Source organism: Streptomyces abyssomicinicus (assembly GCF_008974245.1).
Classification (GTDB): domain Bacteria; phylum Actinomycetota; class Actinomycetes; order Streptomycetales; family Streptomycetaceae; genus Streptomyces; species Streptomyces abyssomicinicus.
The window spans coordinates 18404-43666 of record NZ_BBZI01000013.1 but is presented as its reverse complement, the minus strand read 5'-3'; the positions used below and the strand labels follow the sequence as shown (position 1 = coordinate 43666).

Annotated in this window: 15 protein-coding genes; 8 read left to right on the top strand and 7 right to left on the bottom strand. The window is 73.8% G+C overall.

Features of this window, described 5'->3' with window-relative positions; genetic code table 11:
- Positions 1–67: 67 nt before the first annotated feature.
- Positions 68–1957: an NAD-binding protein gene (locus GBN72_RS29400; RefSeq protein ID WP_151775183.1), complete on the top strand. Its 1890-nt coding sequence runs from the start codon at positions 68–70 to the stop codon at positions 1955–1957.
- Positions 1958–2204: 247 nt separating this feature from the next.
- Here GBN72_RS29400 and GBN72_RS29395 read toward each other — a convergent pair whose 3' ends face one another.
- The 4 genes from GBN72_RS29395 to GBN72_RS29380 form a co-directional block, all read right to left on the bottom strand.
- Positions 2205–3365, bottom strand: a complete 1161-nt coding sequence (locus GBN72_RS29395) for an acyl-CoA dehydrogenase family protein (protein ID WP_151775182.1) — start codon at positions 3363–3365, stop codon at positions 2205–2207.
- Positions 3366–3393: 28 nt separating this feature from the next.
- The gene (locus tag GBN72_RS29390; protein ID WP_151775181.1) at positions 3394–4314 is read right to left on the bottom strand and encodes a hydroxymethylglutaryl-CoA lyase; all 921 of its coding nucleotides are present in this window, start codon (positions 4312–4314) and stop codon (positions 3394–3396) included.
- 35 nt (positions 4315–4349) lie between these two features.
- On the bottom strand, positions 4350–6386 hold the full coding sequence (locus tag GBN72_RS29385; protein ID WP_151775180.1) for an acetyl/propionyl/methylcrotonyl-CoA carboxylase subunit alpha: 2037 nt from the start codon (positions 6384–6386) through the stop codon (positions 4350–4352).
- A 96-nt stretch (positions 6387–6482) separates the two neighbouring features.
- Positions 6483–8099 carry a carboxyl transferase domain-containing protein gene (locus GBN72_RS29380; protein WP_151775003.1) on the bottom strand — a complete coding sequence of 539 codons (1617 nt, stop codon included), beginning with the start codon at positions 8097–8099 and terminating at the stop codon, positions 6483–6485.
- An 82-nt stretch (positions 8100–8181) separates the two neighbouring features.
- Here GBN72_RS29380 and GBN72_RS29375 point away from each other — a divergent pair, with 82 nt between their 5' ends.
- The 5 genes from GBN72_RS29375 to GBN72_RS29355 all read left to right on the top strand — a co-directional run bounded on the left by GBN72_RS29375 (position 8182) and on the right by GBN72_RS29355 (position 15084).
- On the top strand, positions 8182–8796 hold the full coding sequence (locus tag GBN72_RS29375; RefSeq protein WP_151775002.1) for an SACE_7040 family transcriptional regulator: 615 nt from the start codon (positions 8182–8184) through the stop codon (positions 8794–8796).
- A gap of 803 nt (positions 8797–9599) precedes the next feature.
- A complete protein-coding gene (locus tag GBN72_RS29370; RefSeq protein ID WP_151775001.1) occupies positions 9600–10757 on the top strand; it encodes an acyl-CoA dehydrogenase family protein in 1158 nt (385 codons plus the stop codon).
- A 35-nt stretch (positions 10758–10792) separates the two neighbouring features.
- Positions 10793–11674: an acyl-CoA thioesterase gene (locus GBN72_RS29365; RefSeq protein ID WP_151775000.1), complete on the top strand. Its 882-nt coding sequence runs from the start codon at positions 10793–10795 to the stop codon at positions 11672–11674.
- Positions 11675–11915: 241 nt separating this feature from the next.
- Positions 11916–13901, top strand: a complete 1986-nt coding sequence (locus GBN72_RS29360; RefSeq protein WP_151774999.1) for a CocE/NonD family hydrolase — start codon at positions 11916–11918, stop codon at positions 13899–13901.
- Between the two features lie 154 nt (positions 13902–14055).
- Positions 14056–15084, top strand: a complete 1029-nt coding sequence (locus GBN72_RS29355; RefSeq protein WP_151774998.1) for a cation diffusion facilitator family transporter — start codon at positions 14056–14058, stop codon at positions 15082–15084.
- On the opposite strand, the gene GBN72_RS29350 is transcribed toward GBN72_RS29355, so the two are convergent.
- Positions 15072–15872: a phosphatase gene (locus tag GBN72_RS29350; protein ID WP_151774997.1), complete on the bottom strand. Its 801-nt coding sequence runs from the start codon at positions 15870–15872 to the stop codon at positions 15072–15074. The two genes, GBN72_RS29355 and GBN72_RS29350, sit on opposite strands and share 13 nt — an antisense overlap.
- Before the next feature lie 225 nt (positions 15873–16097).
- Here GBN72_RS29350 and GBN72_RS29345 point away from each other — a divergent pair, with 225 nt between their 5' ends.
- A complete protein-coding gene (locus tag GBN72_RS29345; protein WP_151774996.1) occupies positions 16098–19886 on the top strand; it encodes an ABC transporter ATP-binding protein in 3789 nt (1262 codons plus the stop codon).
- A gap of 830 nt (positions 19887–20716) precedes the next feature.
- Positions 20717–22192 (top strand): alpha/beta hydrolase family protein, encoded by a 1476-nt coding sequence (locus GBN72_RS29340; protein WP_151774995.1) that lies wholly within the window; start codon positions 20717–20719, stop codon positions 22190–22192.
- Between the two features lie 69 nt (positions 22193–22261).
- Here the strand turns inward: GBN72_RS29340 and GBN72_RS29335 are convergent, their stop codons facing one another.
- The gene (locus tag GBN72_RS29335; protein WP_151774994.1) at positions 22262–22882 is read right to left on the bottom strand and encodes a hypothetical protein; all 621 of its coding nucleotides are present in this window, start codon (positions 22880–22882) and stop codon (positions 22262–22264) included.
- A 280-nt stretch (positions 22883–23162) separates the two neighbouring features.
- Positions 23163–25031 (bottom strand): glycoside hydrolase family 3 protein, encoded by a 1869-nt coding sequence (locus tag GBN72_RS29330; RefSeq protein ID WP_151774993.1) that lies wholly within the window; start codon positions 25029–25031, stop codon positions 23163–23165.
- Positions 25032–25263: the final 232 nt, after the last annotated feature.

The window sequence follows — 25263 nt, the reverse complement described above, 5'->3', positions numbered from 1 at the left end:
GGGCGCGGGGGGTGGGCACGTGGTGACGCTGCCGAGGCAGGGCGAACGGGCGCGTACGGAACGGCACATGCTGGTCTGCGGGGACGACGGGCTGGCCCGGCGGCTGGCCGCGGAGCTGCGGGACGTGTACCGGCAGCGGGTGGTGCTGGTGGTACCGGGGGAGCGGCCCGAGGACACCGGAACACTCGCCTCCACCGTCTCCCGGGCGGCCGCGCTGATCGGCCGGTTCGGCCAGACCCCCGTCCAGGCGGGGCCCCACGACTCGGGGGCCGGGCCCAGCGCGCCCGTCCTCGAACTGCACGCCGCACGGCCGGACGAGGACGTGCTCACCGAGGCCGGGGTGGAGCGCGCCACCGCCATCGCCCTGCTCTACGAGGACGACGAGACCAACCTGCGCGCCGCGCTCGCCGCACGCCGCCTCAACCCCTCGGTGCGGCTGGTGCTGCGGATGTACAACCGCAAACTCGGCCAGTACATGGAGGAACTCCTCGACCAGGCCGCCCTGGTGGCCGAACCCGCGCTGGACCGGGCCACCCTGGAGGCCTCCACCACGGTGCTCTCCGACGCCGACACCGCGGCCCCCGCCCTCGCCGCCACCGCGGTGGCCGACACCCGGCGGGTGGTGCAGGCCGACGGGCTGCTGCTGCGCGCCGCCGAACGCGTCCCGCCGCGGGCCGGCGAGACCGCCGACCCGGGCCTGTGCACGCTGGCCCTGCTCTCCTCCACCACCGCCGACCCGGCCGGCGCCGAGGGCTCCGACGCCAGCGGACCGCAGGGACCGCTGCTGCTGCCGGACGACGCAGAGGTCCGCGCCGCCACCGGGCGCGGCACCGTGGTGCTGGACGCGGTGCGCCGCACCGGCCCCGCCGTTCCGACGCGTCGGCTGGCCGGCCGCGGGGCGCCGCTGTCGCAGCTCTTCTCCCGGCGGCTGCGCTGGGCGACGGCGGGGGTGGTCGCCTCGGTGCTGGCCCTGGCCGTCGCCACCACCGTGCTGACGGACCTGGGGTTCCTGTCCGCGACCTACCTGTCGCTGCTCGACCTCCTCGGCATCGGCGATCCCGCGGTGGGCGATTCGGCGGCGCGGCAGATCCTGCAGCTGCTGTCCGGGCTGGTGGGCCTCGCCCTGCTGCCGCTGCTGGTCGCGGCCGGGCTCGAGGCGCTGGGCACCTTCCGCGGGGCGGGCGCGCTGCGCCGGCCGCCGCGCGGGCTCTCCGGGCACATCGTGCTGCTGGGCCTCGGCCGGGTCGGCACCCGGGTGCTGTCGCGGCTGCGGGAGCTGGACATGCCGGTGGTGTGCGTCGAGCAGTCCGCCGAGGCGCGGGGCGTGCCCCTGGCCCGGGACCTCGGGGTGCCGGTGGTGCTGGGCGACGTCACCGAGACGGGGGTGCTGGGCGCTGCGAAGATCCACCGGGCGGCCGCGCTGCTGGCGCTGACCAGCTCCGACACCACGAACCTGGAGGCCACCCTCGCGGCCCGCACGATCGCCCCCGAACTGCGGGTGGCGCTGCGGCTGTACGACGACGAGTTCGCCACCGTGGTCTACCGGACGCTGCGGGCGGCGCACCCGGACGCGGTGACCCGCAGCCGGAGCGTCACCCACCTCGCGGCGCCCGCGTTCGCGGCGGCCATGATGGGGCGGCAGGTGCTGGGCGCCATCTCCATCGAGCGCAAGGTGCTGCTGTTCGCGGCACTGGTGGTGGGCGGGCACCCGCAGTTCGAGGGGCGCACCGTTGCGGAGGCGTTCCGCGCCGGGGCGTGGCGGGTCATCGCGCTGGACACCCAGCGGCCGGAGGCCCGCCGTCCGGACCTGGCCCGCGACGCCCGTCACGACGGGCCCCAGCTGCTCTGGGACCTGCACCCCGGGTACGTCCTGCGGTCCGACGACCGCATAGTGCTCGCCGCCACCCGCCGGGGCTACGCGGAGATCCTCAGCGCCACGCGCGCCGCCAGAACCTGAGACCCCGCGGGAAGCGCGGGCCTGACCCGTGCCTCGGGGAGTCCGGACCTGACGCCAGCCCCGGGGAGTGCGGGCCTGACGCCCGCGGGAAGTACGGGCCTGACACCCGCGGGAGTGCGGGCCTGACGCCCGGCCGCGGGGAGCCGGGCCCGAGACCCGCGGCGAGGGTGCGGCGGGGCCCTCGGGTGCCGCGGGGGCGCAGGCGATCCTGCGGCCCCGGCCAGGCGCGGTGACCCGAGGGGACGTGTCAGTCCGAGAGGCCCAACTCGCGGGCGATCAGCATCCGCTGGACCTCGCTGGTGCCCTCCCCGATCTCCAGGATCTTGGAGTCACGCCACATCCGGGCCACCGGGTACTCGTTCATGAAGCCGTACCCGCCGTGGATCTGGGTGGCCTCACGGGCGTTGTCCACGGCGACCGTCGAGGAGTACAGCTTGGCGATGGCCGCCTCCTTCTTGAACGGCTGTCCCGCCACCATCCGCGCCGCCGCGTCGTGCCAGGCGAGGCGGGCCGTGTGGGCCTTCATCTCCATGTCGGCGATCTTGAACTGGATGGCCTGGTTGGCGCCGATGGGACGGCCGAACGCCCGCCGCTCCTTGGCGTACTTCACCGACTCGTCCACGCAGCCCTGGGCCAGGCCGGTGGCCAGCGCGGCGATGGCGATCCGGCCCTCGTCGAGGATGCGCAGGAACTGGGCGTAGCCGCGGCCCTCCTCGCCGACCAGGTTGGCGGCCGGGACACGGACGTCGGTGAAGGAGAGCTCCCGGGTGTCCGAGGCGTTCCAGCCGACCTTGGAGTAGGGGGCGGCGACCGTGAACCCCGGGGTTCCGGAGGGAACGATGATCGCGGAGATCTCCGGCCGCCCGTCCGGCTTGCGGCCGGTGACGGCGGTGACCGTGACCAGGCCGGTGATGTCGGTGCCGGAGTTGGTGATGAAGCACTTGGAGCCGTTGATCACCCACTCGCCGGTGGCCTCGTCGAGCCGGGCGGTGGTGCGGGTGGCGCCCGCGTCCGATCCGCCCTCGGGCTCGGTCAGACCGAAGGCGCCGAGCACCTCGCCGGAACACAGACGCGGCAGCCACTCCCGCTTCTGCGCCTCGGTGCCGAAGAGGTGCAGGGGCATGGCGCCCAGGGAGACGCCGGCCTCCAGCGTGATGGCGACCGAGGAGTCGACCCGGGCCAGCTCCTCCAGGGCGACGCCCAGGGCGAAGTAGTCGCCGCCCATGCCGCCGTACTCCTCGGGGAAGGGCAGGCCGAACAGGCCCATGCGGCCCATCTCACGGACGATCTCGTAGGGGAACTCGTGCCGCTCGTAGTAGTCGCCGATCTTGGGGGCGACCACGTCGTGGGCGAACTCCTCGACGGTACGGCGCAGTTCCTCCAGCTCCGGGCTGAGGCGGCGGTCCATCGGGGTGGCGGTGGTGGCGGTCATCGCGTCACTGCTCCTGGTGGGAGAGGGCTCGGACGGTGCGGGACGGGCTGGGCCGGCCCAGCTGTTCGGCCATCCACACGCTGGTGGCGGTGAGACGGCCGAGGTCGACACCGGTCTCGACGCCGAGGCCCTGGAGCATCCACACCAGGTCCTCGGTCGCGAGGTTGCCGGTGGCGGACTTCGCGTAGGGGCAGCCGCCGAGGCCTCCGGCGGAGGCGTCGACGGTGGTGACACCGAGCTGGAGCGCGGCCAGCGTGTTGGCCAGGGCCTGGCCGTAGGTGTCGTGGAAGTGGACGCCGATCGCCTCGGTGGCGACGCCGGCCTCCCGCAGCGCGGTGAGCACGGCGCGGACATGGCCCGCGGTGGCGACGCCGATCGTGTCGCCCAGACTCAGCTCGTCGGCGCCCATGCCGAGCAGCGCCCGGCAGACCTCCACGGCCTGGGGGACGGCGACGGGCCCCTCCCACGGGTCGCCGAAGACCATCGAGACGTAGGCGCGGACATGGAGCCCCTCCGCCTTGGCGCGGGCGGCGACCGGCTCGAACATGGCCAGCGACTCGGCCACCGTGCGGTTGAGGTTGGCCCTGGCGAAGGACTCGGTGGCGCTGGCGAACAGCGCGACCGTGCGCGCGCCGAGCGCCAGGGCCCGGTCCAGGCCGCGCTCGTTGGGCACCAGCACCGGCAGCTCCACCGGCAGGTCGCGCACCATCGGGAACAACTGCTCGGCGTCGGCCAGCTGCGGCACCCACTTGGGGTGGACGAAGCTGGTGGCCTCGACCGTCGACAGGCCGGCCGCGGCGAGACGGCGGACGAACTCCGCCTTCACCTCGGTGGGGACCGTCTCCTTCTCGTTCTGCAGGCCGTCCCGGGCACCGACCTCGTAGATCCGCACCCGGGCGGGCAGGCCCTCGGCAGGCACCCGCATGGGCAGTCCGGCGATCCCGGCCGGTCCGTTCGCGGTCACCGCGCTCCCTCCCCTTCGGCGCCGGAGGCGGCGTCGGACGGGGCACCGGAGGGAGCACCGGACGCGGCGTCGGGTTCGGCGTCGGGCGTGATCACGGCGAGGACCTGGTCCATCGCGACCGAGGTGCCCGGGGTGACGTCGAGCTCGGCGACCGTGCCCGCGTGCGGGGCGGAGATGACGTGCTCCATCTTCATCGCCTCCACCACCAGCAGGCTCTGTCCGGCCTCCACCCGGTCGCCGACGGCGGCCTTGACGACCGTCACCGTCCCCGGCATGGGGGCGGTGAGCGAGTCGGCGCCCGCGCGGGCCGCGCCCGTGAGCGAGGCGGCCACCGGGTCGTGGTCGCGGACCTGCCAGGCGTCACCCTCCCGGCCGAGCCAGTCGCCGGCCCGGTGGAAGGTGTGGCGGACGCCGTCCAGCGTCACCGAGACCTCGGCGGGGCCCACCTCGTGGTGGGCGCCGCCCCGCACGGTGTGGGTGACCGGGTCCAGCCCGGGGACCCGGAGCGGGAAGCCGAGCGGCCGGTGTGCCTCGGGGCCGCCGGCCCGCCAGCCGTTGGGCACGGAGAACGGGTCCGTCCAGCCGCCCTCGGCGGGCTCGGGCGCCAGCTCCGCCAGCCGGACCGCGGCCGCCGCCTCGTAGACCTCCGCCGGCACCCCCTCCGGGACCAGCGACTCGGCCTCGCGCTCCACCAGCCCGGTGTCCATCTCGCCCGACACCACGTCGGGGTGGGCCAGCAGACGGCGCAGGAACCCGGTGTTGGTGGGCACGCCCAGCACGACCGTGTCGGCGAGGGCGGCGCGCAGCCGGCGCAGCGCGGTGGCCCGGTCCGGGCCGTGCGCGATCACCTTGGCCAGCATCGGGTCGTAGAGGCTGCCCACCTCGGACCCCTCACCCAGCCCGGAGTCGGTGCGCACACCGGGGCCGGAGGGCTCGCGCAGGGCGAGCACCCGGCCACCGGACGGGAGGAAGCCGCGGGAGCCCTCCTTCACGGACACGGTCTCGGCGCAGATCCGGGCCTCCACCGCGTGGCCGGTGAGGGTGACGTCCTCCTGAGTGAAAGGCAGCGGCTCGCCGGCGGCCACCCGCAACTGCCACTCGACCAGGTCCAGGCCGGTGACCAGCTCCGTCACCGGATGCTCCACCTGGAGGCGGGTGTTCATCTCCATGAAGTAGTAGGAGGAGGGGTCGCCGCCGGGGACGATGAACTCCACCGTCCCGGCGCCGACGTAGCCGCAGGAGCGGGCCGCCTGGACGGCCGCCTCACCCATCGACGCCCGGGTCCGCTCGTCCAGCAGGACGCTGGGCGCCTCCTCGACGATCTTCTGGTGGCGCCGCTGGAGCGAGCACTCGCGCTCGCCCAGGTGCACGACGTTGCCGTGGGCGTCGGCCAGCACCTGGATCTCGATGTGCCGGGGGCGGTCGATCCAGCGCTCCACCAGCAGCGTGTCGTCACCGAAGGAGGACCGGGCCTCACGGCGGGCCGCGGCGATCTCCTCGGCCAGCGCGGACTCCTCGCGGACCAGGCGCATGCCCTTGCCGCCGCCGCCCGCGCTGGGCTTGAGCAGCACCGGCATGCCGATCTCCCGGGCCGCGGCCGCCAGCTCGGCGTCGGTCAGACCGCTGCCGCTGGAGCCCGGCACCACCGGGACACCGGCCGCGCGGACCGTCTCCTTGGCGCGGATCTTGTCGCCCATCAGGTCGATCGCCGAGGCGGGCGGGCCCAGGAAGACCAGCCCGGCGTCGGCGCAGGCCTGCGCGAAGGAGGCGTTCTCCGCGAGGAAGCCATACCCCGGGTGCACGGCCTGCGCGCCGGTACGGGCGGCGGCCTCCAGGATGCGGTCGGCCCGCAGGTAGCTCTCGGCGGCCGGCGCCGGGCCGATCCGCACCGCGGTGTCGGCCGCCCGGACGTGCGGGGCCTCGGCGTCGGCGTCGGAGAAGACGGCGACCGAGCGGATGCCCAGCTCGCGCAGCGTGCGGATCACCCGGACGGCGATCTCGCCGCGGTTGGCGACCAGCACCGTGTCGAACATGGCGGGCGCCCCCGGGGGTGTCGTCGTGGCGCGCGCCTTCATGGCGTGCGGCGTCCTGGCGTGCGTTGTCATCGTCTGCGTCACGTGTCCCACCCCTTACATCCGGAAGACGCCGAACTTCGGCTCGCCCAGGGGGGCGTTGCCGCAGGCGGTCAGGGCCAGGCCCAGGACCTGCCGGGTGTCCAGCGGGTCGATCACGCCGTCGTCCCACAGGCGGGCCGTCGCGTAGTAGGCGTTCCCCTGCTCCTCGTACTGGGCGCGGATGGGGTCCTTGAAGGACTGCTCCTCCTCGGCCGGCCACTCCTCGCCGCGCGCCTCCAGCTGGTCCCGCTTGACCGTGGCCAGCACCGAGGCGGCCTGCTCGCCGCCCATCACGGAGATCTTGGCGTTGGGCCACATCCACATGAACCGCGGCGAATAGGCGCGCCCGCACATGGAGTAGTTGCCCGCGCCGTACGACCCGCCGACCACCACGGTCAGCTTGGGCACCCGGGTGCAGGCCACCGCCGTGACCATCTTCGCGCCGTGCTTGGCGATGCCGCCGGCCTCGTAGTCCCGGCCGACCATGAAGCCGGAGATGTTCTGCAGGAACACCAGCGGGATGCCGCGCTGGTCGCACAGCTCGATGAAGTGGGCGCCCTTCTGGGCGGACTCGGCGAAGAGGATGCCGTTGTTGGCGACGATGCCGACCGGGTGGCCGTGGATCCGGGCGAAGCCGGTGACCAGGGTCTGCCCGAACTCCGACTTGAACTCGGCGAACCGCGAGCCGTCGACGATCCGGGCGATGATCTCGCGCGCGTCGTACGGCGTGCGCGAGTCGACCGGCACCGCGCCGTAGAGACCGTACGGGTCGGCCTTGGGTTCGACGGACGGGACCGTCCGCCACGGCATCTCCCGGCGGGCGGGCAGCGTGGAGACGATGGTGCGCACGATGCGCAGGGCGTGCGGGTCGTCCTCGGCCAGGTGGTCGGTGACACCGGAGACCCGGGAGTGCACCTCGCCGCCGCCCAGTTCCTCGGCCGTCACCACCTCGCCGGTGGCGGCCTTCACCAGCGGGGGGCCGCCCAGGAAGATCGTGCCCTGGTTGCGGACGATGACCGCCTCGTCGCTCATCGCCGGGACGTAGGCGCCGCCGGCCGTGCAGGAGCCCATCACCGAGGCGATCTGGGGAATGCCGGCCGCGGACATCCGGGCCTGGTTGTAGAAGATGCGCCCGAAGTGCTCGCGGTCGGGGAAGACCTCGTCCTGCATCGGCAGGAAGGCGCCGCCGGAGTCGACCAGGTAGACGCACGGCAGGCGGTTCTCCAGCGCGACCTCCTGGGCGCGCAGGTGCTTCTTCACCGTCATCGGGTAGTAGGTGCCGCCCTTGACCGTGGCGTCGTTGGCCACGACCACGCACTCGCGGCCGCTCACCCGGCCGATGCCGGCGATCACGCCCGCGGCGGGCGCCTGGCCGCCGTACATCCCGTCCGCCGCGAGCGGTGCCAGCTCCAGGAAGGGCGAACCGGGGTCGAGGAGTGTGTCGACCCGGTCGCGGGGAAGCAGCTTGCCGCGCGCGGTGTGCCGCGCGCGGGCCTTCTCGCCCCCGCCCAGGCGGGCCGCGGCCAGCTTGGCCCGCAGCTCCTCCACCAGGGCGCGGTGGGCCGCTTCGTTGGCCCTCCAGGCGTCCGAGGCGGGATCCGCCGCGCTCTTCAGCTCCGGTGCGTCGTCCATCAGGCGCTCCCTCAGGTTAGCGCTCGTTAACCCATTTCCCTCAGGTTAACGAGCGCTAACCGCTCTGTCTACAATTGATGGCATGGCCACCAGGACGGACGCCTCGACCCGCCGTGAGCAGATCCTCAAGGAGGCCGCGCGGCTCTTCGCCGAACGCGGCTTCCACGGCGTCGGCGTCGACGAGATAGGCGCTGCCGTGGGCATCAGCGGCCCCGGCCTGTACCGGCACTTCCCCGGCAAGGACGCGATGCTCGCGGAGCTGCTGGTGGGCATCAGCGGTCAGCTCCTCACGGGCGGCAGGCGGCGGGTGGAAGAGGCCGGGGCCGTGGCCGAGGGCGGCCCCGGGGCGGTCCTCGACTCGCTGATCGAGGGGCACATCGACTTCGCGCTCGACGACCGCCCGCTGATCACCCTGCACGACCGCGAGCTGGACCGCCTGCGGGACAGCGACCGCAAGCTGGTGCGGCAGCTCCAGCGGCAGTACGTCGAGCTGTGGGTGGAGGTCGTCCGCGACGTCCACCCGCGGCTGGCGGAGCCGCCGGCGCGGGCGGCGGTGCACGCCGTCTTCGGGCTGCTGAACTCGACGCCGCACCTCAGCCGGCCCAAGCTGCCGGGGCGGGCGGCCACGGCCGCGCTGCTGCACGCGATGGCCCGGGGGGCCTTCGCCTCCGCCGCGGAGGCCGCGGCCAAGGCCTGACCCCTCGCCGCGCGAGCGGTCGCGAACCGCCGCGGGCCGCCGCGGGCCGTCGGGGGTGACGGTGCGGCGGGGTCGCGGCCGGGGCCGGTCCGTGGCCGCGTGACCGTCACGTCCGGGCGGGTGTGCCCGGCGGCCGTGCGGCCGCGGGCGGTCTGCGGTGAGGTCGGGCTGTCGCGCGCGTACGGCGCCGCATGCGGTCGCGTCCCCCCTCGGTCAGGGAGCCTGCGCCCGGCCCTCGGCTTCGCGTGAGCGGTCGCGGGCCGCCGCGGCTGGCTGCGGGCCGTCGGGCGTGACGGTGCGGCGGGGTCGCGGCCGGGGTGCCGGTCCGTGGCCGCGTGACCGTCCGTGCGGCGGGTGCCCCCGGCGGCCGGGGTTGGCGTCGGGCCTGTGGTGAGGCGGACCGGCATGCCCGGGCGGGTGTGCCCGGCGGCCGTCCGGGCGGGTGCCCCAGGCGGCCGTGGCCGGTCCGCGGTGAGGCGGGCCGTCGCGTGCGTGGGGTGCCGGCCGCGCCCCTCTCGTCCAAGGGGCCTGACCGGAGTCCCTCGGCTTCGCCCGAGCTCGGGTGCCGCCCCGTCGCCCGCGGGGGCCCATCCGTCCGCCGGGGCGGCTCGTGCCGTGCGGGTGCTCCCCGGGCCGTCCGGCGGGTGGGTCGGTGTGGCGTGATCAGCGTTACGGACCCGTTCGGCGGTGCATCTCTGGACGAGTGTCCTACTCGCCGGTACGGTAAAGACTGAGCAAGCGCTTAGCTAGATCGCGCTGCTCGGAAGCGACAAGCAGCCAGGACGAAGGCGGAGGTGGCGGCGGTGCGCCGTACGGTGTTCAACGAGGATCACGAGGCGTTCCGGGAGACCCTGCGCGCCTTCATCGAGGCCGAGGTCGTCCCGGTCTACGACGAGTGGTTCCAGGCGGGCATCGTGCCCCGCGAGTTCTACTACAAGCTCGCCGAGCTGGGCCTCTTCGGCATCAACGTCGACGAGGAGTTCGGCGGGGCCGGCCTGGACACCCACAAGTTCGAGGCCATCCAGTACGAGGAGACCGCCCGCGCGGGCGTCACCTTCGGCGGCTCCGGCGTGCACGTGCTGCTCGCCCTGCCGTACATCAAGATGCTGGCCACCGAGGACCAGAAGAAGCGCTGGCTGCCGAAGTTCGTCTCCGCCGAGGAGATGTGGGCCATCGCGATGACCGAGCCGGGCACCGGTTCCGACCTCGCCGGCATGAAGACCACCGCAAAGCTCTCCGAGGACGGCACCCACTACGTCCTCAACGGCGCCAAGACCTTCATCACCGGTGGCGTCCACGCCGACAAGGTGATCGTCTGCGCCCGCACCGCCCCGGCCACCGCCGAGGACCGCCGCCACGGCATCTCCCTCTTCGCCGTCGACACCAAGTCCGAGGGCTACTCGATCGGCCGCAAGCTGGACAAGCTGGGCCTGCGCACCTCCGACACCGCCGAGCTGGCGTTCGTCGACGTCAAGGTGCCGGTCGAGGACCTGATGGGCGAGGAGAACAAGGGCTTCTACTACCTCGGCAAGAACCTGGCCTCCGAGCGCTGGGGCATCGCCTTCGGCGCGTACGCCCAGGCCAAGGCCGCGGTGGACTTCGCCAAGAAGTACACCCAGGACCGCACGGTCTTCGGCCAGCCGGTCGCCGCCTTCCAGAACACCAAGTTCGAGCTGGCCGCCTGCAAGGCCGAGGTGGACGCGGCCGAGGCCGTCGCCGACCGCGCCCTGGAGGCCCTGGACGCCGGCGAGCTGACCGCCGCCGAGGCCGCCTCCGCCAAGCTGTTCTGCACCGAGGTCGCGCACCGCGTGATCGACCGCTGCCTCCAGCTGCACGGCGGCTACGGCTACATGAACGAGTACCCGATCGCCCGCCTGTACGCGGACAACCGGGTGAACCGCATCTACGGCGGTACCAGCGAGATCATGAAGACGATCATCGCCAAGGACATGGGTCTGTAAGGTCTGCGAAAACTCTGTCCGGTACCACTGACGACATGAGTCAGGCACTGCAGTCGCTGCTCGATCTGCTCGACCTCGAGCAGATCGAGCGCGACATCTTCCGCGGTCGGTCCAGGTTCGCCGTCGTCCCCCGGGTGTTCGGGGGACAGGTGGCGGCCCAGGCGCTGATCGCCGCGGGACGCACCGTCCCCGCCGACCGGTTCGCGCACTCGCTGCACGCGTACTTCCTGGTCGCCGGGGACCCGGGCGCCCCCATCGTCTACGACGTCGACCGCATCCGCGACGGACGCTCCTTCACCACCCGCCGGGTGGTCGCCATCCAGCACGGCCGGCCGATCTTCCACCTCTCGGCGTCGTTCCAGGCGTACGAGGAGGGGCTGGACCACCAGACGGCGATGCCCGAGGTCCCGGACCCGGAGACGCTGCCGACGTTCGAGGAGATGATGCCGCGCTACGCGGACGCCTACGCCTCGCCGGAGATGCTCGAACGGATGGTGGCCGCGCGCGCCGCGGTGGACCTGCGGTACGTCAATCCGCCGCCGTGGGGCAGTGTGGGCGAGCCGCGGGAGCCCCGCTCCCAGGTCTGGTTCCGCACCGCCGGCAAGCTCGACGGGTCCCTCGACGACCCGCTGATGCACGTCTGCCTCGCCACCTACGTCTCCGACATGAGTCTGCTGGACTCCGTGCTCCTCGCGCACGGACGCGGCGGCTGGGCGGCCGGGGACGTGGTGGGCGCCTCCCTGGACCACGCCATGTGGTTCCACCGCCCGTTCCGGGCCGACGAGTGGCTGCTCTACGACCAGGAGTCGCCGTCCGCCTCCGGCGGGCGCGGACTCGGCCAGGCGCGCATCTACACCCGGGACGGCCGGCTCGCCATCTCCGTCATCCAGGAGGGCGTGGTGCGGGTCCCCCGCTGACGCCCCGGCATCCCGCCCCCCGGGAGGCCCACCCGCCCACGGCGGGCACCCCGCCCGCGCACCGAAGCCCCGTCACCGCCGCAAGGCCGGTGTGGCGGGGCTTCGTCGTCCGTTCCATTGACGTGTCCACTCCATGGCCGGTATTGACGCTCAGGTAACGAGTCAGAGCCGGAACGGACATGACGAGCCCTCAGGATCGGTGCGCCCGGTGAGTCCGTCCCCGTGAGAAGGAGCCGACGGTATGGATCTGCCCGCAGCGCGCACGACCCGGACCACGAGACCGGGGCACCGGCACCGGCACCGCCCGCGCCTCGCCGCCGGAGTGGTCACCACGGCGGCCCTGCTGCTCGGCGCCCTGGTGGCCGCTCCCTCGGCCACCGCCACGCCGGACGCCGCCGCGGTGGTGGCGGAGACCGTCCCGCTCGCCGGCACCGGCGCCCGGCTGGGCGCGGACGGCGGGACCGCCCCGGTGCACGACTACGCGAAGGCGATCAAGGAGTCGGTCTGGGTCGAGGCCCCCGACCTCGACGGCGACGGCTCGGGGGAGCGGATAGCCGTGGACGTCATCCGCCCCGCCGAACTCGACGGCGTCGAGCGGGTTCCGGTGATCATGGACGCCAGTCCTTACTACTCCTGCTGCGGCCGCGGCAACGAGAGCGAGAAGAAGACCTACGACGCGGACGGCACCATCGAGTCCTTCCCGCTCTGGTACGACAACTGGTTCGTGCCGCGCGGCTACGCGGTGGTCCAGGTGGACATGGCCGGCACCGGCCGCTCCACCGGCTGTGTCGACCAGGGCGGACGCTCGGACATCCTGTCCGCCAAGGCGGCCGTCGACTGGCTGAACGGCAACGCCACGGCGTCCTTCGCCGACGGCTCCCCGGCGGACGCGTACTGGACCACCGGCGCCACCGGCATGATCGGCAAGTCCTACGACGGCACGCTCGCCAACGGCGTCGCCGCCCTGGGCGCCGAGGGCCTGGAGACGATCGTGCCGATCGGCGCGATCAGCTCCTGGTACGACTACGACCGCTGGCAGGGGCTGCCCGTCTCCTACGGCTACCCGAACTACCTGTCGACCTACGTGGCCGGCGGCCGCCTGCTGGACGTCGACTGCTCCGCGCAGCTCGCCCGGATGCGGGCCGACGCGGCCGACGAGACCGGTGAGCACACCGCCTTCTGGGACGAGCGCGACTACCGCGAGGGCACCCTGGGCGACGCTTCCCGGGTCCGGGCCTCCGCGCTGATCGCCCACGGCCTGCAGGACACCAACGTGGACACCCAGAACTTCTCCCGCTGGTGGGAGGCGCTGGGCGAGCACGGGGTCGCGCGCAAGCTGTTCCTGACCCGGCTGGGCCACGTGGACCCGTTCGACTCCGACCGGGCCGAGTGGGTCGAGACCCTGCACCGCTGGTTCGACCACGAGCTGTACGGCGTCGACAACGGCATCACCGAGGAGCCGCCGGTGCGCGCCGAGATCGCCCCGGGCCGGGTCGTCCACTCCGGGACGTGGCCGGTGACCGACCGCGTCGCCGCGCTGCGGCCGGGGACGGACGGCACCCTGGCGCTGGGCGCGCGGGGGAAGAAGGGGGAGGCCACCTGGACCAACAACCCCGGCGGCCGGCTCGCGCAGATGCTGGGATCCGGCGCCTCGGACTCCCGCCTCCTCTTCACCACCGGTCGGCTGGCCGACGACCTGCGCCTGTCCGGACCCGCCTCGCTCACCACGACGGTCACCACCGGCGCGCCCACCGGGCAGCTCGCGGTCGCCCTGGTCGACTACGGGCCGGCCCAGCGCGTCTCCGCCTCCGGCGACGGGGCACGCACCCTGACCACCGAGTCCTGCTGGGGCGCCTCCTCCGCCGTGGACGACGCCTGCTACCGCGACGTCGAGCGGCGCACCGAGCAGTCCGACCTGCAGGTCCTCGGCCGCGGCTGGGCCCGCCTGGCGGGCGGCGGGGAGCACGCCCTGACCGTGGAGCTGCAGACCAACGACGTCCTGGTCCCGGCCGGACACCAGCTCGGGCTGGTCGTCACCAGCTACGACGGCGGGACGGTCCGGGTCGACGGCGCCGCCTCGGCGTACCGGATCGACCTGGGCGCCACCACGCTGAACCTGCCGGTGCAGGGGCCGATGCGGTCCTTCGCGCCGGGGAGGACGCTGGTGCCGGAGACCGTCGACGCGGCGGTCGTGCCGTCCGACGCGCGGAAGGTCCCGCTGAGCTGAGCCGAGCTGAGCCGAGCTGAGCCGAGCCGAGCCGGACGGAGCCGGACGGAGCCGGTGGTGTGCGGGGCGGTCGCGGTCGGCCGCCCCGCACCGCGCCCCGCACCGCGGGGTCCGCGCGGAAGCGCGCCCCGGGTCCGCGGGCGAGAATCGGCACATGCCGAACCTTCCGGGCAGCACGGCCGAGGCGTCCTCCGAGGGCGGCGGGGAGAGCACCGTCACGGTGATCGTCGCCGCCGCGGCCAACCTCGGCATCGCCCTCGCCAAGGCGGTGGCCGGGGTGATCAGCGGATCGAGCGCGATGCTCTCGGAGGCCGCCCACTCGGTCGCCGACACCGTCACGGAGCTGCTGCTGCTCACCGCGCTGCGGCGCAGCGAGAAACCGGCCGACCAGGCGCACCCGCTGGGCCACGGCCCGGAACGGTACATCTGGGCGCTGCTGGCCGCCGTCGCCACCTTCGTCGGCGGGGCGGTCTTCTCCCTCTACGACGGCGTCCACACCCTGGTGAAGGGCGAGGACCTGGGCGACCCGCTGGTCTCCTACATCGTGCTGGCCGTGGCGTTCGTCCTGGAGGGGGTCTCGCTGCGCACCGGCCTGCGGCAGACCCGGGCCGAGGCCCGGCGGTACGGGGCGAGCATGGGGCGGTACCTGCGCCACACCCCCGACACCGCGGTCAAGGCCGTGGTCATGGAGGACACCGCCGCCCTCGTGGGACTGACGCTGGCGGCGCTCGGCCTGCTGGGCGGGCAGCTCACCGGGTCCGGTGTGTGGGACGGCGTGGCCTCGCTGCTGATCGGCGCGCTGCTGCTGTACGTCGCGTGGGTGCTGGGACGCTCCAACGCCGAGCTGCTGGTGGGCCGCCCGCTGCCGCCCGCGGTACGGGACGGCATCCGCGCCGAGCTGCGGGCGGTGCCGCACATCGAGGAGGTCCTGGAGCTCACCACGCTGCTCCAGGGGCCGCGGGAGGCCCTGGTCGCCGCCAAGGTCGACTTCCGGGACGTCTCCACCGCGGCCGAGGTCGAGTGGGCCTGCGAGGCGGCCGAACGGCGGCTGCGGGAGGTGTTCCCGGTGATCAGCCGGGTGTACCTGGACCCGACGCCCGCGCGTGGAAGGGGCCCGGGGCAGCCCTCGAAGAGGAGGCCCGGGTCAACCTCGTGGAGGCCTGGCCCGGGTCAGCCCTCGTAGAGGCCGGCCTCGCTCAGCAGGTAGGCGGTCATCGGGTCGTAGTACCGGGGGCTGTGGACATGGTCGTCGAGCGGCACGGCCACCTGGAGGGTGCCCTCCGCCTCGGCCACGAACAGCGCGGGGTCGTTGCAGTCCGCGTAGCCCACCGCGTCCACGCCGTGCTGGGCCGCCGCCCCCGCCCAGCCGTGGTCGGCGACCACCAGGTCGGGCAGCGGACGGCCGTCCTCGGCCAGCGCGAAGAGGATGGCCCGCATCGGGTCGCCCGAGTGCGTGTGCCACAGGCTGGCACCGCGCTCCACCACGGCCACGTCGGCGAACTGGACCACCCGGCCCTCCACCGTGCCGAGGTCCTCCGGGATCACCACGATCTCGCAGCCCGCCGCGCGCAGGGCGGCCGCCGTGGCCCGGTGGACGTCCAGCAGACCGCCCGGGTGCCCGGTGGCCAGCAGCACCCGCTGCCCGTCCTCCGCCGCCTTCCGCAGCCGGGCCGCCATCCGCTCCAGCCCGGCCACGGTCAGCTCCGGGTCGATGGTGTCCTGCCCGGCCCGGTGCGCCGGGTCGTCGTCCACCCCCACCCGCTCCGCCATCACGGCCAGCACGTCCTGCTCGTCGGCCCAGCGGTCGCCGAACTCCAGACCGAACCAGTAGTAGCGGTCGCCGTTGGCGAGGGCGCGGTAGTGGGACAGGTTGTTCTCACGCGGCGTGGCGACGTCCCCCGCGATACGGGTGCGCACGAGGTGCTCGATCAGCTCGTCACGGCTGGGTGTCGGGGTCCCGGGTATCGGCATGTCACCCATTCTGATGGACCCCGCCCCGCGCGTCCTGGGGATTGTCCACAGGTTTCGAACCGGCGTCCGAAACTTGTGCGGCCGCCTCCGCCCGGGTGGCCCACGCGGTCGTCCGGTCACCGTGCCGATGCGGGCGGTCACGGCCAATTGTTGCGGAGGGATGAAATCCGCATCGTCCGTGGTTGGTGCCTGGAGGCAGATCAGGACCGGCGGAGGGCACCCCGAGTGACGGAGCGGCAACAGGAGAGCGGCGGTCCCGGCTGGGCACGCCGGCTGGGGGCGTACGCCTGGCGGCACCCCAAGGACGTGATACTCGCCCTGGGCTCCTCCCTGGCCGGCATGGCGGTCATGGCGCTGATCCCGCTGATCACCAAGGTGATCATCGACGACGTGATCGGCGACCGCACCCGGGAGATGGCCACCTGGGCGGGCCTGCTCGTCGGCGCCGCGTTCGTCGTCTACGTGATGACGTACATCCGCCGCTACTACGGCGGACGCCTCGCCCTCGACGTGCAGCACGACCTGCGCACCGACATGTACCGCACCATCACCCGCCTCGACGGCCGCCGCCAGGACGAGTTGTCCACCGGCCAGGTGGTCGGGCGGGCGACCAGCGACCTCCAGCTGATCCAGGGCCTACTGTTCATGTTGCCCATGACGATCGGCAACATCCTGCTCTTCCTGATCTCCCTGGGCGTGATGGCCGCCCTCTCCCTCCCGCTGACCGCCGTCGCGGTCGCGGTCGCCCCCGCCCTGTGGTGGATCGCCCGCCGCAGCCGCACCAAGCTGCACCCGGCCACCTGGTACGCCCAGGCCCAGGCAGCCGCGGTGGCCGGCGTGGTCGACGGGGCGGTCACCGGCGTCCGCGTGGTGAAGGGCTTCGGCCAGGAGGACCAGGAGACCGGCAAGCTGCGCGCCGTCGGCCGCCGGCTCTTCGCCGGCCGGCTGCGCACCATCAAGCTCAACGCCACGTACACCCCCGCCCTCCAGGCGGTGCCCGCGCTCGGGCAGGTCGCCATGCTGGCCCTCGGCGGCTGGCTGGCGGTGGAGGGCCACATCACGCTCGGCACCTTCGTCGCCTTCTCCGCCTACCTGGCCCAGCTGGTGTCCCCGGTCCGCATGCTCGCCATGGTCCTCACCGTCGGCCAGCAGGCCCGGGCCGGCACCGAACGCGTGCTGGAGCTGATCGACACCGAGCCGTCGTTCCCGGACGGCACGGCCGAGCTGCCCGCCGACGCGGCCGCCACCGTCGAGTTCGAGGACGTCTCCTTCGCCTACCACGACACCCGCCCCGTCCTCGACGGGCTGTCGTTCACCGTCCGCCCCGGCGAGACCCTCGCCGTGGTCGGCACCTCCGGCTCCGGCAAGTCCACGGTCTCGCTGCTGCTGCCCCGCTTCTACGACGTCACCGGCGGCCGGGTCAGGATCGGCGGCCACGACGTGCGCGAGCTGACCCTCCAGTCGCTGCGCGACGCGATCGGACTGGTGCCCGAGGATTCGTTCCTCTTCTCCGAGTCGGTGCGCGACAACATCGCCTACGGCCGCCCGGAGGCGACGGACGAGGAGATCGAGCGGGCCGCCCGCGCGGCGCAGGCCCACGACTTCATCGCGGCGCTCCCCGACGGCTACGCCACCAAGGTCGGGGAGCACGGCCTCACCCTCTCCGGCGGCCAGCGCCAGCGCGTCGCACTCGCCCGCGCCATCCTCACCGACCCGCGCCTGCTGGTCCTCGACGACGCCACCTCCGCCGTCGACGCCCGCGTCGAGCACGAGATCCACGAGGCGCTGCGCCACGTCATGGAGGGCCGGACGACCCTGCTGATCGCCCACCGCCGCTCCACCCTCAACCTCGCCGACCGGATCGCCGTCCTCGACGCCGGCCGCCTCGCCGACATCGGCACGCACGACGAGCTGACCGAGCGCTGCGCCCTCTACCGGGGCCTGCTCACCGACCCCGACGAACTCGGCGGAGTCTCCCCGGGCCACGTCCGCGCGGCCGCCGGGGAACCCGACGCCGAGGCCACCGACACCACCGTCCGCGACGAACTGGACGCCGAGTTCGACGCCGAGCGCGGCGTCACCCCCCGCCTGTGGACCGGCGACCGCGAACCACGCGACGCCGCCTTGGAGGGCATGCCCGCCACGCCCGAACTGCTGGCCAAGGTCGACGCCCTGCCCCCGGCCACCGACACCCCCGACGTCGACGAGGAACGCGCGGTCCGGCCGGAGAAGGAGTACAACCTCCGCCGCCTGCTCCGCGGCTTCGGCGCACCGCTGGCGGTCAGCCTCCTGCTGGTCGCGATCGACGCCGGCACCGGCCTGCTGCTCCCGGTGATGATCCGCAACGGCATCGACGACGGCGTCCAGCGGGCCGCGCTCGGCGGCGTCTGGGCGGCGTCACTGGTGGCGCTCGCCGTGGTGCTCGCCCAGTGGGCGGCGCAGATCGGCGAGATGCGGATGACCGGCCGCACCGGCGAACGGGTGCTCTACGCGCTCCGGCTGAAGATCTTCTCCCAGCTCCAGCGGCTCGGCCTGGACTACTACGAGCGCGAGCTGACCGGCCGGATCATGACGCGGATGACCACCGACGTCGACGCGCTGGCGACCTTCCTGCAGACCGGCCTGGTCACCGCGTTCGTGTCGGTGGTCACCTTCTTCGGCATCATGGGCGCCCTGCTGGTGCTCGACGTCGAACTGGCCCTGGTCGTCTTCGCGACGCTGCCGCCGCTGATCGTCGCGACGTACTTCTTCCGCCGCGCCAGCGTGAAGGCGTACGAACTGGCCCGCGAGCGGGTCTCCACGGTCAACGCCGACCTCCAGGAGTCGGTCGCCGGACTACGCATCCTCCAGGCGTTCGGCCGGGAGCGTTCCGGCGGCGAGCGGTTCACCGCCCGCAGCGACCTGTACCGGCGGGCGCGGATCCGGGGCCAGTGGCTGATCTCGGTGTACTTCCCGTTCGTGCAGTTCCTCGCCACGGTCGCTTCGGCGGCGGTGCTGTGGGTGGGCGCCGGGCGGATCGCCGCGGGCACGCTCACCGCGGGGGCGCTGGTCGCCTACCTGCTCTACATCGACCTGTTCTTCGCCCCGGTGCAGCAGCTCTCCCAGGTCTTCGACGGCTACCAGCAGGCCACCGTCTCGCTGGGGCGCGTCCAGGAACTGCTGCGGGAGCCGACCTCCACCGAGGCCGCGGAGCGGCCGGTGCCGGTGCGGGAGCTGCGGGGGGAGATCGTCTTCGACGACGTCCACTTCGCGTACGGCGGTGCGGGCGGTGCGGGCGGCCCGGGCGACGCGGAGGGGTCGAGCGCGGGCGGGAACGCGCTGACCGGGATCGGTCTGCGCATCCCCGCCGGGCAGACGGTCGCGTTCGTGGGCGAGACCGGCGCCGGAAAGTCCACGCTGGTGAAGCTGGTCGCCCGCTACTACGACCCGACCTCCGGGCGGGTCACCGTCGACGGTCGCGACCTGCGGGAACTCGATCTCACGGCGTACCGGCGGCGGCTCGGCGTCGTGCCGCAGGAGGCGTACCTCTTCCCCGGCACGGTGCGCGACGCCATCGCCTACGGGCGGCCGGACGCCACCGACGCGGAGGTCGAGGCGGCGGCGCGTGCGGTCGGGGCGCACGAGATGATCGCCACGCTGGAGGGCGGCTACCTGCACGAGGTCGCCGAGCGCGGACGGAACCTGTCGGCGGGCCAGCGGCAGCTGATCGCGCTGGCGCGGGCCGAGCTGGTGGATCCGGACGTGCTGCTGCTCGACGAGGCGACGGCGGCGCTGGATCTCGCCACGGAGGCGCAGGTGAACGCGGCGACGGAGAAGCTGGCCGGGCGGCGGACCACGTTGGTGGTGGCCCACCGGCTCACCACCGCGGCGCGGGCGGACCGGGTGATCGTCATGGATCACGGGCGGGTTGCCGAGGACGGTACGCACGACGAGTTGCTGGTCCGTGGTGGGCGGTACGCCGCCCTCTGGCAGACCTTCATCGGCACCCCCGAACCCGCCCCCGACCCCCACTGACCCACCTTCCCCGTCCCCACCCCCTGCGACCAGCCGTGCCGCCGTGCGGCGCGGAGCTCCCGCCCTTCCGTCTGCGGGCAATCGTGCCGCCAAGGGCGATGGGGGTGCCCCCTGCTCGAGCGAAGTCGAGAGCTTGGGGGAGGGTGGGCGCAGGCCTCACGTGCGCACGTGACGGCTCGCTCCGCGGAAGTTGAGCCCCTTGGGAAGGGGGCGGGTCGGGGGATGAACAGTGCTGTCCGCCGGGGCCCGGCTTGTGCACGCCGCAGTGAGGTCACGCCGTGTACGGCGCCGCCCGCTTGGGCTTGGTGGATGGGACCGCTCGCCGCGTACGGCGCCGCCCTGCGCCCGCCCTCCCCCAAGCTCTCGGCTTCGCTCGAGCAGGGGGGACCCCCATCGCCCCCTGGGCGGCCCAGCCGCCCGCAGAGCGGCGGGTGTAGCGCGGTCACCGCGGGACTGTGGGGTGTGGCCCAGCCGCCCGCAGAACGGCGGCGGGGTGTGGCGCGGTGACCGCAGGGCGGTGGGGTGCGGCCCGGCCGCCCGCGGGACGGCGAGGCGTGCGCCCGCAGGTGCGGCGGTGCGGCTCCGTGTGCCTGCCTGGGCCGGCCCGCCCGCCCGTAGGGCGGTCGGGGCATGCTCCCGCCGCCGGCCGCGGGTGACACCTGGCCCTGTTGCCCGCGGGTTCGCGGGGCGTGGGTCCACGGGGGTGACTGTCGCTGGGGGGCGGAGAGGTGAGGTGGGGTCAGGGAGAGGCGGGAGTCGGGGGTACGGCTCTGGTGGCGCGGAGGTGGCGCGGGTAGGTTCGGGCCACCTATGTCTCCAGGGGAGGGTGCATGCGCAAGGCGCTCAGAGGAGCGACGGCACTCGGCGTGCTGATGGGCACACTGGGCACGGCGGGGACGGCCACCGCCGTCCAGCCCGGAGCCGTCGCCACCACCACGGCAACCGCCCAGGTCACGACGGCCACGACGGCCGAGGCGGACATACTGGACCGGCTCCTCGCGATACCCGGGATGAGCCTGATCCAGGAGAAGCCGTACACCGGCTACCGCTTCTTCGTGCTGAACTACACCCAGCCGGTGGACCACCGCGACCCGTCCAGGGGAACGTTCCAGCAGCGCATCACCGTGCTGCACAAGGACGTCTCCCGCCCGACGGTCTTCCACACCGGCGGCTACGGCGTCTCCACCACCCCGAGCCGCCGTGAGCCCACCCAGATCATCGACGGCAACCAGGTCTCCATGGAGTACCGCTTCTTCACGCCGTCCCGCCCGGACCCGGCCGACTGGTCGGACCTGGACATCTGGCAGGCGGCCAGCGACCAGCACCGCATCTACCGGGCGCTCAAGCCGCTCTACGGCGGGAACTGGCTGTCCACCGGCGGCTCGAAGGGCGGCATGACCGCCACCTACTACGAGCGGTTCTACCCGCGCGACATGGACGGCGTCGTCGCCTACGTCGCCCCCAACGACGTGGTGAACAAGGAGGACTCGGCCTACGACGAGTTCTTCGAGACCGTCGGCACCAAGGAGTGCCGGGACCGCCTCAACGGCGTGCAGCGCGAGGCGCTGGTCCGCCGGGACGCGCTGCTGGAGCGCTACGCCGCGGCCGCGGCCGACAACGGCTGGACCTTCACCACGATCGGCTCCATGGACCACGCCTACGAGGCCGTGGTGCTCGACTACGTCTGGGGCTTCTGGCAGTACAGCACCCTCGCCGACTGCGAGTCGATCCCGGCCGACGCCGCGAGGGCCACCGACGAGGAGATCTGGAACTCGGTCGACACGATCGCCGGGTTCTCGTCCTACACCGACCAGGGCCTGACCCCGTACACGCCGTACTACTACCAGGCCGGCACCCAGCTGGGCGCTCCCACGATCACCTTCCCGCACATCGAGGACGGGCTGATCCGCTACGGCTACCAGCCGCCGCGGAACTTCGTGCCGCGCTCCATCCCGATGCGGTTCCAGCCGTCGGCGATGCGCGACGTGGACAACTGGGTGCGCAGGAACGCCCGTCAGATGCTGTTCGTCTACGGCGAGAACGACCCGTGGGGCGCCGAGCCGTTCCACCTGGGCAAGGGCGCGAAGGACTCCTACGTGCTGACCGCGCCGGGGATGAACCACGGCGCCAACGTGGCCGGCCTGGTGCCCGAGGAGAAGGCGCTCGCCACCGCGCGCATCCTCGAGTGGGCCGGGGTCGCGTCCGCCGCCGTCCAGGCGGACCCGTCGCGGGCGAAGCCGCTGGCGAAGTTCGACGCCACGCTGGACCGGCGGGACGTCGAGCGCGAGCGGAACCTGCGCCCGTGACCTGACGTCACCGGGCGGCGGCCGGCCGCGCCGTGCGGGGAAGCCCCGCGCGGCGCGGCCGTCGCGTCGTCACAGCTCGCGCGCGCAGCCCACCGGCCGGTCGCCGCCCAGCCGTACGTAGAGGTCGGTGGACGGCGGGCACCGGTCTCGCCCGGTCACGGCACGGGTGACCTCGTACTCGGGCGCGTTCTCGCCGCCGCCGTCGCAGGCCGTCTCCCGGACCTCACCGTCGCCGGTGCCGTAGAGGCAGTCGCCGACCAGCGTCAGCGGACCGCCACCGCCGCCCGGGTCGCCCGGATGCGGCGGCTGGAGGTTGCGCATGCAGGCGTACCCCCGCGGGGTGACCCCGTCGCCGTCCTCGTCGGTGACCGGCCGCCGGTCGCTGACGTGCAGCACGAAGTCGGTGGTCGCCGGGCACGCCGGACCGGCGGCCGGTCTCCCCTCGTGCCGGGCCGTCACCTCGGCCACCGCGCGCTCGCCGGTGCACGGCACCTCGGTGAAGCCCCTGCTGCCCGACGAGCTGCACTCGCCGACCGCCAGGAACACCGGGCCGTGCCCGGTCGGCGCAGCTCCCGGCGACGACGGGGCGGACACCCGCCCCTCCCCGGCCGGCGAGGCCGGCGCGCAGCCCGCCGTCAGCACCGCGCCGAGCAGCAGCGCGCCCGCCACCTCCACAGCAGACAGTCGCATCGGCCCATCCCCCCGCAGCAGCGTGCCCGCGGGGGAGCGGGCCACGCCAGTGCGCGTGGACGATTCGGGCCGGGCGGTACCCGTGAGGCGATGACGGGCGCAGGCCGCGTACGGCGGATGACGGCCGGGCCGGTACGTCGAACCGGCACTCCGGTCCGGTCATCCGGGGCCCGGCACTCCGGACCGGCCGACGGGGCCCGGCACTCCGGTCCGGCCGGTCGGACCGGTCAGCCGTCCTGGCCGGCCGGACCGGTCAGCCGTCCCGGCCGGCCGGGCCGCCTCAGTACCTCAGGCCGTGTCCGATCGGGAAGAGCACCTCGGCGGGGGCGTCGGCCCGCTGCACCGGCACCGGCAGCCTGCCGCTCGGCGAGACCCGCCCGGCGATGACCCGCGCGGCCGCCCGTACCTCCGTGTCGGTCCACGAGTACGAGGCCAGCACCGCCCGGGCGCCGGGCAGGTGCGCCACGTCGTACGGGTTGCGCACCGCCAGCACGACCACCGGCCTCCCGGTCTCCAGCAGCCGCTGCACCAGCGTCTTCTGGGTGCTGCTCGCCGTCACGTTGTAGGTGGCGACGACCACCGCGTCCGCGTCGGCCGCGGCGGTGACCGCGTCCGCGATGGCGGTCGCGGTGGGGGCGGTGCCGGTGGTGCGGGCGGTGGTGGTGAAGCCAGCCTCGGCCAGCGCGGCGGCGATCACCTTGGTGGTGGGGCCGTCGGAGAGCGACGGGGAGGCCGGGTCGGGGCCGACCACCAGGACCCTGCGGTGCCGCAGCCGGTTGAGCGGCAGCAGTCCGCCCTCGTTGACCAGCAGCGTGGTGGTGTTGTCGGCGATCCGCTCGGCCGCCTTGTAGTGCGCGTTCGTGCCCACCGCCCGGTCCACGCCGTGGTGGGTGACGTACGGGTCGTCGAAGAGACCGAGCTTGGCCTTGAGCCGGAGAATGCGCAGGATCGATTCCTCAAGCCGCGCCTCGGACAGCTCGCCGCTGCGGACGGCGTCCAGTACCGCGTTCCACGAGACGCCGATGTCCGGCGGGTTGAGGAGCTGGTCGACGCCGGCCTGCACCGCCATCACCGCCACCCGCGCGTCGCCGTACTTGCTCCGCACGCCCTGCATGCCGAGGGAGTCGGTGACCACCACGCCGTCGTAGCCGAGCTCCTCGCGGAGGATGCCGGTGAGGATCGGCCGGGACAGGGTGGCCGGATCACCGGACGGGTCAAGCGCGGGCACCATCAGATGGGCCGTCATGATCGAGTCGATGCCGGCCCGGATCGCCGCCCGGAACGGTGGGGCGTCCAGCTCCTCCCACTCCTCACGGCTGTGGGTGATGATCGGGAAGCCGTAGTGGCTGTCGACGGCGGTGTCGCCGTGGCCGGGGAAGTGCTTGGCGGTGGCCGCCACCCCGGAGTTCTGGTAGCCGACCACCTCGGCGGCGGCCAGCCTGGCCGCGGCCTGCGGGTCGGCGCCCAGCGAGCGCACGCCGATCACGGGGTTGGCCGGGTTGACGTTCACGTCGCAGACGGTCGAGTAGTTCTGCCGGATGCCCAGCGCGGCCAGCTCGGCGCCCGCGACCCGTCCCAGCGCCTTGGCGTCGGACCGGGAGCCGCTCGCGCCGAGCGCCATCGCGCCGGGCAGCAGGGTGGCGGGCTTCCCGACCCGGGCCACGATGCCGTGCTCCTGGTCGGTGGCGATCAGCACCGGCAGCCCGCGCGGGAGGTCCAGGGAGGCCTTCTGGATGCCGTTGGAGAGGTCGGCGATCTGGTGGGGGTCACGCGTGTTGTGCGCCCAGGCGAAGTAGATGATGCCGCCCAGACGGTACTTCTCGATCAGCTCGGCCGCGGTGCGGACGCCGATCTCCCGGAGGTTGGCGTCGACGTCCGCCTGGTCAGGGGCGGTCGCCGAGTGGCCGTAGACCCGCATCACGAAGAGCTGGCCGACCTTCTCCTCCAGGGTCATCCCGGAGATCAGCGCCCGCAGCCGCTGGTCGGACACCGGCGCGGTGCCGTCCGAGGCGAGGGCGGGGGAGCCGACCGCCAGGGCCGCGGTGACACCGGCGGTGGCGGCGAGAACGGTACGTCTGGAGGGTCGAGCGGTGTTTCCTGAGGCGGTGCTTCCTGCCACATGTGCCGAGCCCGTGCTGGAGTCGCTCACGTGCGCCCCTTCCTTGGTGAAGGAAACTTCCGAAGGGCCACGAATATCGGGGAAGTTTCTTTCGGTCAAGGGTTGCGGCGGCGCCACACGGCCCACGGGGCCGCCGGGGAGGCCCGGTGGCCCGTCACCGGCACCCTGGAGGGGTCGGCGCCGGTGACGGCCCGGGCTGCCGGCCGCAGGCGGAGGGGAGGGGGATAACCGGCCCCCACAGGTGGCCGGTCGACCGCTCTGC

Coding starts and splice junctions, on each gene's coding strand:
- GBN72_RS29355 (WP_151774998.1), top strand. CDS start 14,056: ATGCCGAACCTTCCGGGCAGCACGGCCGAGGCGTCCTCCGAGGGCGGC.
- GBN72_RS29340 (WP_151774995.1), top strand. CDS start 20,717: ATGCGCAAGGCGCTCAGAGGAGCGACGGCACTCGGCGTGCTGATGGGC.
- GBN72_RS29375 (WP_151775002.1), top strand. CDS start 8,182: ATGGCCACCAGGACGGACGCCTCGACCCGCCGTGAGCAGATCCTCAAG.
- GBN72_RS29390 (WP_151775181.1), bottom strand. CDS start 4,314: ATGCGGGTGCCTGCCGAGGGCCTGCCCGCCCGGGTGCGGATCTACGAG.
- GBN72_RS29400 (WP_151775183.1), top strand. CDS start 68: ATGCTGGTCTGCGGGGACGACGGGCTGGCCCGGCGGCTGGCCGCGGAG.
- GBN72_RS29360 (WP_151774999.1), top strand. CDS start 11,916: ATGGATCTGCCCGCAGCGCGCACGACCCGGACCACGAGACCGGGGCAC.
- GBN72_RS29365 (WP_151775000.1), top strand. CDS start 10,793: ATGAGTCAGGCACTGCAGTCGCTGCTCGATCTGCTCGACCTCGAGCAG.
- GBN72_RS29395 (WP_151775182.1), bottom strand. CDS start 3,365: ATGGACCGCCGCCTCAGCCCGGAGCTGGAGGAACTGCGCCGTACCGTC.
- GBN72_RS29380 (WP_151775003.1), bottom strand. CDS start 8,099: ATGGACGACGCACCGGAGCTGAAGAGCGCGGCGGATCCCGCCTCGGAC.
- GBN72_RS29335 (WP_151774994.1), bottom strand. CDS start 22,882: ATGCGACTGTCTGCTGTGGAGGTGGCGGGCGCGCTGCTGCTCGGCGCG.
- GBN72_RS29350 (WP_151774997.1), bottom strand. CDS start 15,872: ATGCCGATACCCGGGACCCCGACACCCAGCCGTGACGAGCTGATCGAG.
- GBN72_RS29385 (WP_151775180.1), bottom strand. CDS start 6,386: ATGTTCGACACGGTGCTGGTCGCCAACCGCGGCGAGATCGCCGTCCGG.